Origin of the sequence: Pseudohalocynthiibacter sp. F2068 (assembly GCF_023015645.1) — a bacterium.
GTDB lineage: Bacteria > Pseudomonadota > Alphaproteobacteria > Rhodobacterales > Rhodobacteraceae > Pseudohalocynthiibacter > Pseudohalocynthiibacter aestuariivivens.
In genome coordinates this window covers 25,694-37,004 of record NZ_JALKAK010000023.1, presented here as the reverse complement: position 1 = coordinate 37,004, position 11,311 = coordinate 25,694, and the positions used below count along the sequence as shown (strand labels likewise).

12 protein-coding genes, 1 tRNA gene and 1 pseudogene are annotated in these 11,311 nt (G+C 51.4%); 7 read left to right on the top strand and 7 right to left on the bottom strand.

The window, feature by feature from the left end; translation table 11 throughout:
• Nucleotides 1–410: 410 nt before the first annotated feature.
• Both MWU63_RS19040 and MWU63_RS19035 read right to left on the bottom strand, forming a co-directional pair.
• Nucleotides 411–1,430, bottom strand: coding sequence for an extracellular solute-binding protein (locus MWU63_RS19040; protein WP_213891347.1), 1,020 nt, complete (start codon nucleotides 1,428–1,430; stop codon nucleotides 411–413).
• A gap of 33 nt (nucleotides 1,431–1,463) precedes the next feature.
• Nucleotides 1,464–1,756: pseudogene (locus MWU63_RS19035) on the bottom strand (ABC transporter permease subunit); the annotation flags it as partial.
• Nucleotides 1,757–1,897: 141 nt separating this feature from the next.
• On the opposite strand from MWU63_RS19035, the gene MWU63_RS19030 reads away from it, so the two are divergent.
• Both MWU63_RS19030 and MWU63_RS19025 read left to right on the top strand, forming a co-directional pair.
• On the top strand, nucleotides 1,898–2,626 hold the full coding sequence (locus MWU63_RS19030; protein WP_247079509.1) for an FAD-dependent oxidoreductase: 729 nt from the start codon (nucleotides 1,898–1,900) through the stop codon (nucleotides 2,624–2,626).
• A gap of 6 nt (nucleotides 2,627–2,632) precedes the next feature.
• Nucleotides 2,633–2,899 (top strand): hypothetical protein, encoded by a 267-nt coding sequence (locus MWU63_RS19025; RefSeq protein WP_247079507.1) that lies wholly within the window; start codon nucleotides 2,633–2,635, stop codon nucleotides 2,897–2,899.
• Nucleotides 2,900–2,906: 7 nt separating this feature from the next.
• On the opposite strand, the gene MWU63_RS19020 is transcribed toward MWU63_RS19025, so the two are convergent.
• From MWU63_RS19020 to rlmB, 5 genes are all read right to left on the bottom strand, one after another.
• Nucleotides 2,907–4,223 carry an aspartate aminotransferase family protein gene (locus MWU63_RS19020; protein ID WP_213891346.1) on the bottom strand — a complete coding sequence of 439 codons (1,317 nt, stop codon included), beginning with the start codon at nucleotides 4,221–4,223 and terminating at the stop codon, nucleotides 2,907–2,909.
• 242 nt (nucleotides 4,224–4,465) lie between these two features.
• Nucleotides 4,466–5,239, bottom strand: a complete 774-nt coding sequence (locus MWU63_RS19015) for an SDR family oxidoreductase (protein ID WP_247079505.1) — start codon at nucleotides 5,237–5,239, stop codon at nucleotides 4,466–4,468.
• Nucleotides 5,240–5,551: 312 nt separating this feature from the next.
• On the bottom strand, nucleotides 5,552–6,025 hold the full coding sequence (locus MWU63_RS19010) for a CoA-binding protein (protein ID WP_213891342.1): 474 nt from the start codon (nucleotides 6,023–6,025) through the stop codon (nucleotides 5,552–5,554).
• Nucleotides 6,026–6,213: 188 nt separating this feature from the next.
• Complete coding sequence (locus MWU63_RS19005) at nucleotides 6,214–6,672, bottom strand: YHS domain-containing (seleno)protein (RefSeq protein ID WP_213891340.1); 459 nt, start codon at nucleotides 6,670–6,672, stop codon at nucleotides 6,214–6,216.
• 311 nt (nucleotides 6,673–6,983) lie between these two features.
• Complete coding sequence (gene rlmB, locus MWU63_RS19000) at nucleotides 6,984–7,763, bottom strand: 23S rRNA (guanosine(2251)-2'-O)-methyltransferase RlmB (protein WP_213891338.1); 780 nt, start codon at nucleotides 7,761–7,763, stop codon at nucleotides 6,984–6,986.
• A 135-nt stretch (nucleotides 7,764–7,898) separates the two neighbouring features.
• Here rlmB and MWU63_RS18995 point away from each other — a divergent pair.
• The 5 genes from MWU63_RS18995 (at nucleotide 7,899) to MWU63_RS18975 (ending at nucleotide 11,204) form a co-directional block, all read left to right on the top strand.
• A tRNA-Tyr gene (locus MWU63_RS18995) sits at nucleotides 7,899–7,982 on the top strand.
• A gap of 112 nt (nucleotides 7,983–8,094) precedes the next feature.
• Nucleotides 8,095–9,741 (top strand): phage integrase SAM-like domain-containing protein, encoded by a 1,647-nt coding sequence (locus MWU63_RS18990; protein WP_247079503.1) that lies wholly within the window; start codon nucleotides 8,095–8,097, stop codon nucleotides 9,739–9,741.
• A gap of 211 nt (nucleotides 9,742–9,952) precedes the next feature.
• Nucleotides 9,953–10,201 (top strand): hypothetical protein, encoded by a 249-nt coding sequence (locus MWU63_RS18985; RefSeq protein ID WP_247079501.1) that lies wholly within the window; start codon nucleotides 9,953–9,955, stop codon nucleotides 10,199–10,201.
• Nucleotides 10,198–10,647 (top strand): hypothetical protein, encoded by a 450-nt coding sequence (locus MWU63_RS18980; RefSeq protein ID WP_247079499.1) that lies wholly within the window; start codon nucleotides 10,198–10,200, stop codon nucleotides 10,645–10,647. The genes MWU63_RS18985 and MWU63_RS18980 overlap by 4 nt, the downstream gene beginning before the upstream one ends.
• 260 nt (nucleotides 10,648–10,907) lie before the next feature.
• Nucleotides 10,908–11,204 (top strand): hypothetical protein, encoded by a 297-nt coding sequence (locus tag MWU63_RS18975; RefSeq protein WP_247079497.1) that lies wholly within the window; start codon nucleotides 10,908–10,910, stop codon nucleotides 11,202–11,204.
• Nucleotides 11,205–11,311: the final 107 nt, after the last annotated feature.

Genomic DNA, 11,311 nt, shown 5'->3' with positions numbered 1-11,311 from the left:
AACCTCTGATTTATTTCCAGACTTCCTAACCATAAGGCCAGTCCGCCAGACCAAAACAACGTCGCCGCCGCCTCGGTGAAGTGGTGTTTAGGCCCACACGCAAAGAGTCGCAAGAGGTTTTCTGCTCAAATATGAAAGTTTTTTTCCGTTAACCGTATTCATTAGATTTTTTGGTGATATTCCGCCGAACCAACGGACGCTGCCGCTGCAGATTCCGGAATGACGGCCCGGTGGTGGCACGGTTTTACTTCGGTTTCGAATATATCCAGAATCAATTGATGCGTGTGGCGTGACGCTTTTCGGTCGATTCCTTCGCTCTGCCCGTTGCCCTATATAAATGGAAAATAAATGGAAAACCCGCCAACCATAGTGGCTGGCGGGTTCTGCTTAACAAGCTCGGAAAACTATTTCTACAGGTTTGTCCAAATCTGATCGTAGACCGGCTGTGTTTCCTGATCGCAGACCTCGATGAAGACCCCTGCCCCGGCCTCTGCTGGCGGGTTTGACTCTGGCAAGGTGGCAAGTGCCGGGTCAAGATATTCAGAGACACTGCTTACGCCAGAACCGTAACGCGCATAGTTTGATACCGCTGCGATATTCTCGGGCTCAAGCAGGAAGTCCATGAACTTGAGCGCATTCGCACGGTTGGGCGCGTCTTTAAGCAAAACGACATTGTCCATCCAGACCACATACCCCTGCGTTGGGAAGGCATATTCAATGTTTGCCCCCTCTTCGCGGGCCTTTGCGCCGAAACCATCGTAAATCTGCCCTACAGCCGCATCACCAGAAACCAGCACTTCTTTCGCAGTATCCGAGTCGAAAGATGCCCAGTGCCCCTTGGCTTCTTGCAGCATGTCGTTCAGCGCGCGCAGCTTGTCGCGGTCATTCGAGCATTGCGCCATCCCCATATGCAGCGAGGTCATGGCCATCACTTCGCCCTGGCTGTCTAGCATGTTGATGCGCCCGGAAAGCTCTGGTGGCGGACTGAACAGAATGTCTGTCGTGTTGATATCGCCCTGAAAAACATCGCGATTCACGGCAAAGGATGTCGACCCCCACTGATATGGAATGGAATGCATGCGCCCCGGATCAAAACTCGGGTCAGCCCATTCTGGTGCGATATTGCCTTTGTTGGCCAGTTCGCCCTCTGCGATGGTGTCCAGCAGGCCCTCGCCCGCCATGATTGACACCATAGAGTCGCCGGGTACTGCCACATCATAGGTTCCTATGGCCCCGGCCTTCAGGCTCGCCAACATGGCTTCGTTACTGTCGTAGGTATCCATCGTGATTTCGATACCTGTTTCGGCTGCAAACTTATCCAGCAGTTCCTGCGGGATGTATTCGAACCAGTGATAGATCACGAGTTTCTCTTCGGCCGCGACAGCCTGCGCGCCAAGGCAGAGCGTGATCGCAGTCGCGGTGGTTTTCATCAGAGTTTTCGTATGGTCCTCCATTTGTTGGGTTTATTTTGTATTGTCGGATTTGCTAACGAAGTAAGAGATCGTGACCATCACAACCGAGATGGACAGCAACATGGTCGAGATCGCCATGATGTTGGGTTCAGCCCCTGTTTGACCGAACCAAAAATCGCGGTCGGAAGGGTTTCAACCCCGGCGCCTTTCACAAAGTTCGTGATGATAAAATCATCGAGTGACACGATAAACGCCAGCAGAAAGCCAGAAATGATCCCCGGCATCATTAGCGGCATAAGTATACGTCGGAATGCCTTTGCCTTTGTGGCACAGTCAAACAAATCAAATCCGGCGTTCTGGATTTCATCGGTTGCGCCCGTCCATCCATCGCCGACCCGTTCCTTCCGAAGAAGGTAGAAGAAGGCAGGATAGACTACATTCGTGAATGCATCGGCTGCAACATCTGCATTACCGGCGACATGACCATGTTAATCAGCCGTTGCACTCAAAACCCTATATTCATGGAGGAATGGCGCAAAGGCTGGCATCCCGAGATCATGAATAAGAAGGGCGACAGCAGCAATGTACTGGTTGTCGGTTCTGGTCCTGCCGGGCTCGAAGCGGCATGGGCGCTCTGCCGTCGGGGGTATGATGTTGCGATTGCTGAGGCCGGAACAGAACTTGGCGGTCGCGTTGCGCGTGAAAGCAAACTGCCCGGTTTGTCCGCATGGGGCCGTGTCAAGGATAACCGTGAATACCAGCTAAGCCAGCGCGCCAATGTAGAAACCTATTTCGATAGCAACCTCAGCGCCGACGACATTATGGAGTTCGGATTTGAGAACGTGGCGCTTGCAACCGGGGCAACCTGGCGGCGCGATGGTGTGTCACGCCAGCACGTTGTGCGAATGACGATTAATCCCGAAATGAAGATCTATACCCCCGATGATCTGATGGATGGCACCGTGCTTTCGGGCAATGTCGTGATCTATGATGATGATCACTACTATATGGGCGGTGTGCTTGCCGAATTGCTGGCCCAGAACGGTGCCAAGGTTACACTGATTACACCGTCCGCTTTCGTTTCGGACTGGACAAACAACACGCTGGAGCAGGCCTCGATTCACGCCCGGCTTGCTAGGATGGGTGTCGACATCGTGCTGAACCGCGGCGTTACAGAAATTGACACTGACCACGTTGTCAGCAATTGTGCCTAAACCGACATGACAGGTAAATACGCGGCTGACGCTTTGGTTATGGTCGCTTCGCGTGTTGGGAACGACGAAGTTTATTACAATCTGAAAGCGCGGGAGCCAGACTGGGCCAATGCAGGTATAAAATCTGTAAAACTGTTTGGTGACGCCGAAGCCTCCGGCCCTATTGCGTGGTCTACCTGCGCGGGGCATCGTTACGCACGCGAGTTAGACGGTGAATACATTGGTGATGCCCTTTCGTTCCGCCGTGAAATCACAGAACTGGCAAAGTATTGAACGCCTCTTACAGAACCTTTGAAAGCGCCTTGCGAAGTGGCTCTACAATATCGGGAATCTGTTCTTCGGTCATGATAAAGGGCGGTGCCAGCAAAACGTGGTCACCGTTTTTGCCGTCGCGGGTTCCGGACATCGGGTAACACACCAGACCTTCAGCGAAAGCCGCTTTTTTCATTTTCCCAGCTATCCCCAACGACGGATCAAAGGGGGCTTTCGTCTCTCGGTTCGCGACGATTTCCAAGCCGATAAACAACCCCCGCCCGCGAATGTCACCGATATTCGGGTGCTGACCAAAGGCTGATACCAAAGCTGACCGTAGCTTTTCGCCCATTGTCGTCACGCGGCTCATCAGGCCCCGATCTAGAAGCGCACGCACCACGGCCAATCCTGCCGCCGTCGCAACCGGATGGCCAATATAGGTATGTCCGTGTTGGAAAAAACCGGTTCCGTTCGCAATCGTGTCGTAAATTTCACCGCTGCACAGCATGGCGCCAATCGGTTGGTATCCGGCCCCCAACCCTTTTGCGATGCACAGGATATCTGGCGAAACTCCGTCAGCTTCACAAGCAAAGAGATACCCGGTCCGCCCCATACCGCACATCACTTCGTCAAGGATCAAAAGCACACCATATTGATCGCAAATTTCCCGGATGCGTTTGAAGTACCCTTCAACAGCAGGAACGGCACCCAACGTTGCACCAACTACGGGTTCCGCCATAAATGCCATAACCGTGTCCGGGCCAAGGCGTAGGATTTCATCTTCCAGCTCCTGCGCAGCACGCAAACCGTAGGCTTCTGCACTTTCAGCCTCGCCTCGCAGAACATATTCGTAACAGGGTGAAATGTGGCTGACTTCAATCAGCAAAGGTGCGAATTGCTGACGTCGCCACTCGTTTCCGCCTGCTGACAGCGCGCCGATTGTATTGCCATGATAGCTTTGCTTGCGGGCGATCAGGTGACGTCTTTGCGGTTCACCCTTCTCAACGTGATATTGGCGGGCAAGTTTGATCGCTGCTTCTGTAGCTTCTGACCCCCCCGACACGAAATACACCCGTTCAATTCCCTCCGGTGCATTTGCAACTAAAAGATCGGCAAGTTCTTCGGCCGGTTCAGAGGTAAAAAACCCGGTGTGCGCAAATGCGAGCTTATCAAGCTGCGCTTTGATGGCTTTGGTTACTTCAACATCACTGTGACCAAGGCAGGAAACCGCGGCATCGCCAGAGTCAAAATAGCGTTTTCCGCTGGCATCTATCAAATAGCACCCTTCCCCACTTACAGCGGTTGGCGGGTTCAGCTTACTGTGGCGCGGGAATACATGGCTCATGTCAAGCGGCCTTTTCTGATGTGGCTGGACAGAGGCCCAATGACTGGCCCTCCGCTACGGCAAGGGTGACGGTTTCGGCATTGTCCGGGTGATCCTGCCATCTGACAACTCTATATTGTTTTCAAATCAATTGGACCAGTCAGATGAAGCTGCTCAGTATCATAAAATTGCAGGAACATTTAATTTCTCAGTTCGACCGCTTGTTTTGGTGGCGGCCACAGATGGTCGTTGCTTAAATTCGTTTAGTAGTGGGCAAGATAACCGCCATCGACCGCGAGTATCTGGCCCGAGATATAGGACGCAGCGGGCGACGCCAAAAACAATACCGCTGGCGCCAACTCGTGCGGCTCGCCCCATCGGCCAACCGATGTGCGCCGCGCAAGCCACGCTGCAACTTCTGGGTCGGCCACGGCATCTCGGTTTGGATCTGTTTTGAAAAACCCCGGCGCAACTGCGTTCACATTTATACCTTTCGGACCAAGTTCAGCAGCCAATGCCCGTGTCAGGCCGTTCAACCCAGACTTCGCCATTGTATAAGCCGCATCGCCTGACTGGGCGATAAGCCCGGCAATAGAAGATATATTAACGATCCGGCCGCGCGTCTGATGTGCAATCATTAATTCAGACACCTTTTGTGCCAACAGGAACGGAGCGACAAGATCAGCATCGAGCAAACGACGAACTGACTCTGCATCGAACTCTGCAAACGCGCGACGATCACGCATCCCAACGTTGTTCACCAGAATGTCCAGCTTTCCACTGACATTTTTCAGACGTTCAAACGCGTCAGCCATCTGTCGCGTATCGGAGACATCAAAGACCAGCGGAAAGGCGATGCCGCCAGCGCTAGCGATTTTTTCAACCGCTCCCCTCACCCGGTCTTCAGAGCGCCCATTGATGAAGACACGCGCACCTGAACGGGCAAACAATTGGGCAACTTCGAATCCCAACCCGCTGCTGCTACCCGTTATCAAAGCATCCTGACCTGCGAGTGAAAAAGGCGAGGTGTCTGACACGTCATCCCTCCGAAAATAGAAAAACTGAAGTGGTGGTACCATCTCAACAGTGACCTGTCATGCTGCTCAGACCAAATCCGTTCCGCGAGCATCCCATATGCTGCATCGTTTTTTGCATCTTTCCGCAGCATAACGCCGAGGATTACCCACGAATGTATTCTGTAGATATATACGGTGTCGCAGGACAGCTTCTGTAAATTCCCTGTTTTGGGGCGCAGGTAAATTCAATGACGAATGACGAACTAAGCGAAACTTCTTTGACAAAAAGGCGGCGAAGCTTTTGAGCTTTTGGTTAGCCTTCGTGTCTTATCTTCAAAGCTTTGACGAAATGATTCCAGTATTGAAGCCCCCCATCCGCAGCTCAGAGAATAGGCGTTGATACTCAATCTTCGGGCATCGGTTTTGTATCACCGTTAAACCAGCTGCTTCGGCAACAGCTGCAGAGGCTGCGTGTTCCACACCAATTTGCATCCAGACTGTCTTTAGCTCTGGCAAGCTCTCGATCGCTTCATCAACAATCGCTGGTACGGATTCAGAACGGCGGAAGATATCTACCATATCGACAGCACAGTCCTTTGGAATGCTTGCAAGATCCGGCTGCACCGTTTCACCAAACAATTGCTTGCCAGCATGGCCCGGGTTAACAGGAATAACTCGATACCCCCGAAGCGACAGGTAACGGCCAACATAATTGCTCGGACGAATGGGATTAGGCGACATGCCAACACAGACGATAATCCGGGTCCGCTGAAGTATTTGTTTTAGATGCGTATCAGAGTAAGTCATAGTTCCCTGTATCAACTCTGATCAAAAGAAAAAAGCGCCCGGACAAAATGCCGGGCGCCAGTCACGGAACGAGGGACAGTAAAGAGAAACACAAGGTTCCAAGATTGCGTCTCTTTTATCAGATAGGGGTTAATCCGACATTTTGAAGGGGAGGTCATAAACTTGTGATCAAGCAGGAGGAAATCTGCCTATGTGTCCAACACCCCGGGCCAATTGGCATCCGCTTTACCAATATTTCCGGGAATATCCCCGCGCCATATTTCGCGAACCGGAAGGCTGTAGTTCAGGTATAGCTTTTCTTCGTGTATCGTCCAGGCCTCTGGCACTGTTGACGCCGTTGCACCCTTTGAAACTGCAAATGCACAATAACCACCGTACTGCGGTGCAAATAATTCGGGGTTAGCTTCAAAACGCACCATGTTGTTTGCACTTGAAAAATACCAGGTCGCGCCTCTCCAGATCAGTGCATGTGTTTCATCGCCAAGAACCGGAGCAGATTGGGAAAAATAGGCAACCGGATCATATCCATTTATTGCGACACCATCCGTTGCAAAAACCTCTGGAGATGATGCAAGAGCCGGTCTCACAATGGTTCCGACAACCGGCAAAGCCACTAGCAATCCTAAAAATGCGCGCCGATTGGTCATGAGATTTCTCCTTGGTTGGTGTTCCACATAAAAATAAACCAAAAAAACAAGCTGAACACCCCGTTAACAAAACTGTGAAAACAGTGTCCGAATAGCCTATTCATCTGTTCGCATGGAAAAGTGTTTCAACCAGATCGGAGGCGCTAAAGCGCCACGGCTTTTATCTCGCCTCAAAGAGGCTCGGGCCTGCGCTCCGCGCGGGGATATTTAGGGAATAATGAAAGAAAATTTCCTTGCCCTACAAGTTTTCCGCATGTGGCGCACACATTCGCAGGACGAGCGAAAAAACGTGGTGCGAACGCACCTCAAACTTAAGACTGAGATGTGGCGTAGAGCGCAACTGCAGCGGCGTTCGAAACGTTGAGCGAACCAAAACCTCCGTGGAAAGCAATTTTCACGAGAGCATCGCAGGTCTCTTTGGTTTTCTCGCGCAGCCCCGGGCCCTCTGCACCAAGGACGAGAGCGATCGGGCGATTTCGCTTTCCTGCCACCGCATCCGAAATCTCGTTTTCTGCCTCCCCATCAAGTCCCAGAACCAGATATCCCATTTTTTGCAACGTCTCGATTGCATCAGCGAGATTGCGGACCCGCAAATAGGGTTGCCGTTCAAGTGCGCCAGACGCTGTTTTTGCAAGCGCCCCTGTTTCAGGTGCGGCGTGGCGCGCTGGCGCAATAACCGCTTGGGCACCGAAAACTTCGGCAGACCGCAGAATTGCCCCGACATTATGAGGGTCAGTTACCCGATCAAGCAAAACAACCCTTGGTGCCTGACCGTCCGCAGCCATGCAGCAGTCTTCTATAGAACCCCAGTTAAGCGGCTTGACTTCAAGCGCGGCCCCCTGGTGCACAGATTGCGGATCAAGCGGGGCATCAAACTTTCGAGGATCGACAATTTCAGGTTCGATACCGCTTGTTTCAATCTCGGCCACCAATTTGTCACTTGCGTTTTTTGTCACCATCAAGCGCAATTTTTCGCGACGGGGATTGAGCAAAGCGTCGCGAACTGCGTGGAGGCCAAACAGCCATACCGTCAGCGCTGAAGAGGCGCGCCGCGCCTGTTCTTTTTCGATGACCCATTTGGGTTTTTTCATTACACGAATGTCCTCATACTATGCGCGCCGGACAATGCGCTGCACATCTGACCTGTGCAAGAGATTTTCCTGTTGACGGGTCCGTATGCTGAGGGTATCCAACGCCCCATTCGAACGGGTCAACGCCCGCCGGATGGGCGACAGGCCGCAAGGTGTGGCAGGGGACTGTAACTCCCTCGCGGAGACGCACGCCTGGTTCGATTCCAGGGTCGCCCACCACTTCTCCATGATGCTGGTTTTATTAACATTCCCACCAAGTGCGCGCTTTTGAGCGTTCTTTTCCTGTACTTTTGATCCCGTTTTCTGTACTTTTCTAGTGAGAGGTACAGAAATGAAAACTAAAAAAATCAGGTACCTGTTAGAAGAGCGCGGGCGTTACTACTATCAGCGCAAGGTACCGAAAAACCTCGTACCCGCAATCAAGGCAGACCGTTGGCACTTGCCTGTTGGACCAGACTTTGAGATCGCTACTGATCGCGTCAAAGAACTCAAGAAAGAACACGACGCGATAATCGCTAAAGCCAAAGCTGACCCCTCCTTTTTGGTGACACTCCGGCGCGACGGAGAAGCTCGTGTACAGACCAAGGAGAAAGCCAAGGCCAAGCCCCTAGCTGACTTCATAGAGAGCGTCAGGAGTGGAGAGATAGACTGTTTCGCAGCTCGCGCTGAGATGGCATTTCAGAATGCACTGGCAGAGGAAGAAGGTCCGGCATGGCTACGAACACCCGATTTCCTCGATGACCTTCAAGAGTCGCGGAAACCCTCCGTCGAAATCGGCTCCGGAACCAAGCGAAAGGCTAATGCAGGACCAGTTACGCTAGAAGAGTACAACGACGCAGCGGCCTGCTACGCAGGCATAGCCCCCCCAGAGTTTTTCGAAAAGTGGCGCGATTTCTATGTTGGTACGGACCGCAGCTTCACCTTTAATGAAGTCGCACCAATATCGGATGACGAGTTTGCGGACCGATTGTCTGAGCATCTCGAACAGCACTTCTGCAGCGTTTCAGCGCCAACCGATGAAGACGAAAGGTTAGAGTTTGACATTCTCAAGATGAAGCTTGAACGTCTTGTGGCGCGATACTCGCCTACTCCTGACAAGTTGTCTAATGTGTTTGAACGTTTTTTAGACTTCAGTCGTATCAAGACACGGGCAAAATATGACCGCGTGTTCAAACGATTTATTAAACACTCGCAGGATATACCAATATCCCAAGTTACACCTACAATGCTCAGGGAATATAGAACCAAGCTGCTCGCGGAAGACCTTGCAATATCGTCCGTCAAAGCTGCCTTCACACCATTGAAATCATTGTTCAGATTTGCGTTCGATGAAGAATTAATCTCTTCAAATCCGGTACGAGACATAACATTCCCACCAGACAGAAGACCAATTCAAGAGGTGAAGGCTCTGCCCTTCACTCAAGATGAAGCTGACCGAATTTTGAATAGTGTTGATCAGTTTTGGCTAAAGCCATTCCCATATTTGGACGACGATAGACGGCTTGCCATAAGACAGATTGTCAGGGCGTTGGCTTTTACAGCGGCCCGCCCAATCGAACTTATGAGCCTCAAGCGTGAAGACGTTACCGAGGACGCCATTAACATTCGACGCACAAAGACGAAGAGTAGCTGGCGTTACTTACCTATCCACCCCGAAATTGCGGATTTTCCGGCATTTGTAGCTAATGGTGGCATAGAGTGTTTGATGACAAATCACACCGACCCTGTTGAACCCGTTCGCCACAATTTCATTCGGCTTCTCCGTGAGCATATGGAAAATCCAATCCTTGAATCGCGTAAAAAACTCTATTCATTCCGCGCGTCATTCCAAGATGCACTCAGACGTGTTGGGGCACCTTTGGAAGTGAGGCAAGCTATTCTGGGACATACCGAAGGTGGCGCTATAAAGCACTACAACAGCGGACCTGAATTTGCACTGATGTGTGAGTGGGTGAACAAAGCAGACCCACGAAAATAATTTTCGATTACCAGCCGATCCAATTGCACTGAGGCCTTTGTTGTTGTGAGGCGACGCTATTTGAACTCACGTCTAACCTGACCCGTTTTACAAGCCAAACTTGATTTTTTCTAGTATTTAGTGTACTAAATTAAGTGTGATCAGGGCTGCGGTGCAGCCGCTGCAACGCGCCGGGGGCGTGGACATTTTTTTTAACATTCAGGATCAAACCATGATCACTATTCGCTTACTGCGAACAGTTATGGCGTGGGGCGAAACTAGGACACGCACCTTTTTGGAGCGGCCCTATCCGCTTCCGTACGCGCATGCACCTTCTGTTCGGTTTGGTGGAGGGCAAACACGCCTCTATACACTGGCTGACATCATTTCACGCCTCAAGCTCCTAAATCACCCGCCCAGCGCGGAACAATTCCGAAACCTTTTTGAAGGCCGCGTAAGCGGCCGCATGGAACAAAAATGACCAACCACACAAATACACGCATTTGTTCGTTAGAGGCAGGCCTATCCTCAAAGCAGAAAGACAAGATCAAGATAGTCCGCCACCAAGTGGAAATTGCCCTTGCACGTACCTATGGTAACCGTCTTTCACCCATCATCGTTGAAAATCTGTTAAGTCAAGTGATCCTCAATTCTTCAGTTCTGGCTCATCTTGAGGAAGTTGCAGTTGATGAGATTCCGACCAACTCAAAAGGCTGGGACTCGCTTGCGAAGGAGCTGGCAGAGCAAGATGAATTGGCTTGTCGTAACCTCGATTTTTCAAACTCCTCGCTTAAAGCAGAACTGCGGGCTCAAGCCGTTGCAGCGGTTCAACCGTCCAAACGGATTGCTATGGCTCGTGCTGGAACTCTCGACACGTATCTGGACGAATGCGTTATTGGCGAACTTGAAAGACGGGGTCGGCAATGACTACCGAAATGTCGCTGGCAAAGGCTCGTCGTCGCTCTGAAATCTGGGCACTGCTGGTTAGATCTTCATTACCTTCAGATGTATTCGAACGAATAGTCGCAACCACTCTCACGGACGAATTTACCAGCACATAATTCACGAATGCTCCGGCGCATGAGCCTACTCAATCCAGATTCATCCGCAGTCAAACCACGTAACGGCGATGTGCAATCCGTTTAGTGGCCTCAATACACGCACACCAGCAAGAGAAGACACTGAAGATGACTTACATTGAAGATATCACGCGCGCGCTGCGCAACCACATGGAAATTTTAGATCGCTCTGAAGGTAAGGGGGGCTACTACCTCGTTTCAACAACTTATGACTCCTTATCTACCCTCCTAAAAGGGCGTAGGCAGGCAATTCAGGTATTGTTTGGGGCTGGGTTTCACCGTTCCAAAGAAGAGGCTGGTGAGTGGGAGACCATTTCACGCGGTTTGCGCGGTTTCCGCAAGTACGAGGCACCGTGGCACATGTTGCACCAGATCACTGCAGAGTGGCAGTCAGAATTACAATAAAGCTGAGAGCATATATACGCGCGCGCTCATAGACGGCAGATAAGTAACGCGTCTAATTTGAGTACACCCCGCTAGGTATTCGACTAAATCAATCATAAACGGTTTTA

Excerpts from the sequence above, each read along its gene's own strand:
- MWU63_RS19010 (WP_213891342.1), bottom strand. The coding sequence starts at position 6,025 with ATGACTTACTCTGATACGCATCTAAAACAAATACTTCAGCGGACCCGG.
- MWU63_RS18990 (WP_247079503.1), top strand. The coding sequence starts at position 8,095 with ATGAAAACTAAAAAAATCAGGTACCTGTTAGAAGAGCGCGGGCGTTAC.
- MWU63_RS19005 (WP_213891340.1), bottom strand. The coding sequence starts at position 6,672 with ATGACCAATCGGCGCGCATTTTTAGGATTGCTAGTGGCTTTGCCGGTT.
- rlmB (WP_213891338.1), bottom strand. The coding sequence starts at position 7,763 with ATGAAAAAACCCAAATGGGTCATCGAAAAAGAACAGGCGCGGCGCGCC.
- MWU63_RS18975 (WP_247079497.1), top strand. The coding sequence starts at position 10,908 with ATGACTTACATTGAAGATATCACGCGCGCGCTGCGCAACCACATGGAA.
- MWU63_RS18985 (WP_247079501.1), top strand. The coding sequence starts at position 9,953 with ATGATCACTATTCGCTTACTGCGAACAGTTATGGCGTGGGGCGAAACT.
- MWU63_RS18980 (WP_247079499.1), top strand. The coding sequence starts at position 10,198 with ATGACCAACCACACAAATACACGCATTTGTTCGTTAGAGGCAGGCCTA.
- MWU63_RS19025 (WP_247079507.1), top strand. The coding sequence starts at position 2,633 with ATGACAGGTAAATACGCGGCTGACGCTTTGGTTATGGTCGCTTCGCGT.
- MWU63_RS19040 (WP_213891347.1), bottom strand. The coding sequence starts at position 1,430 with ATGAAAACCACCGCGACTGCGATCACGCTCTGCCTTGGCGCGCAGGCT.
- MWU63_RS19020 (WP_213891346.1), bottom strand. The coding sequence starts at position 4,223 with ATGAGCCATGTATTCCCGCGCCACAGTAAGCTGAACCCGCCAACCGCT.
- MWU63_RS19030 (WP_247079509.1), top strand. The coding sequence starts at position 1,898 with ATGTTAATCAGCCGTTGCACTCAAAACCCTATATTCATGGAGGAATGG.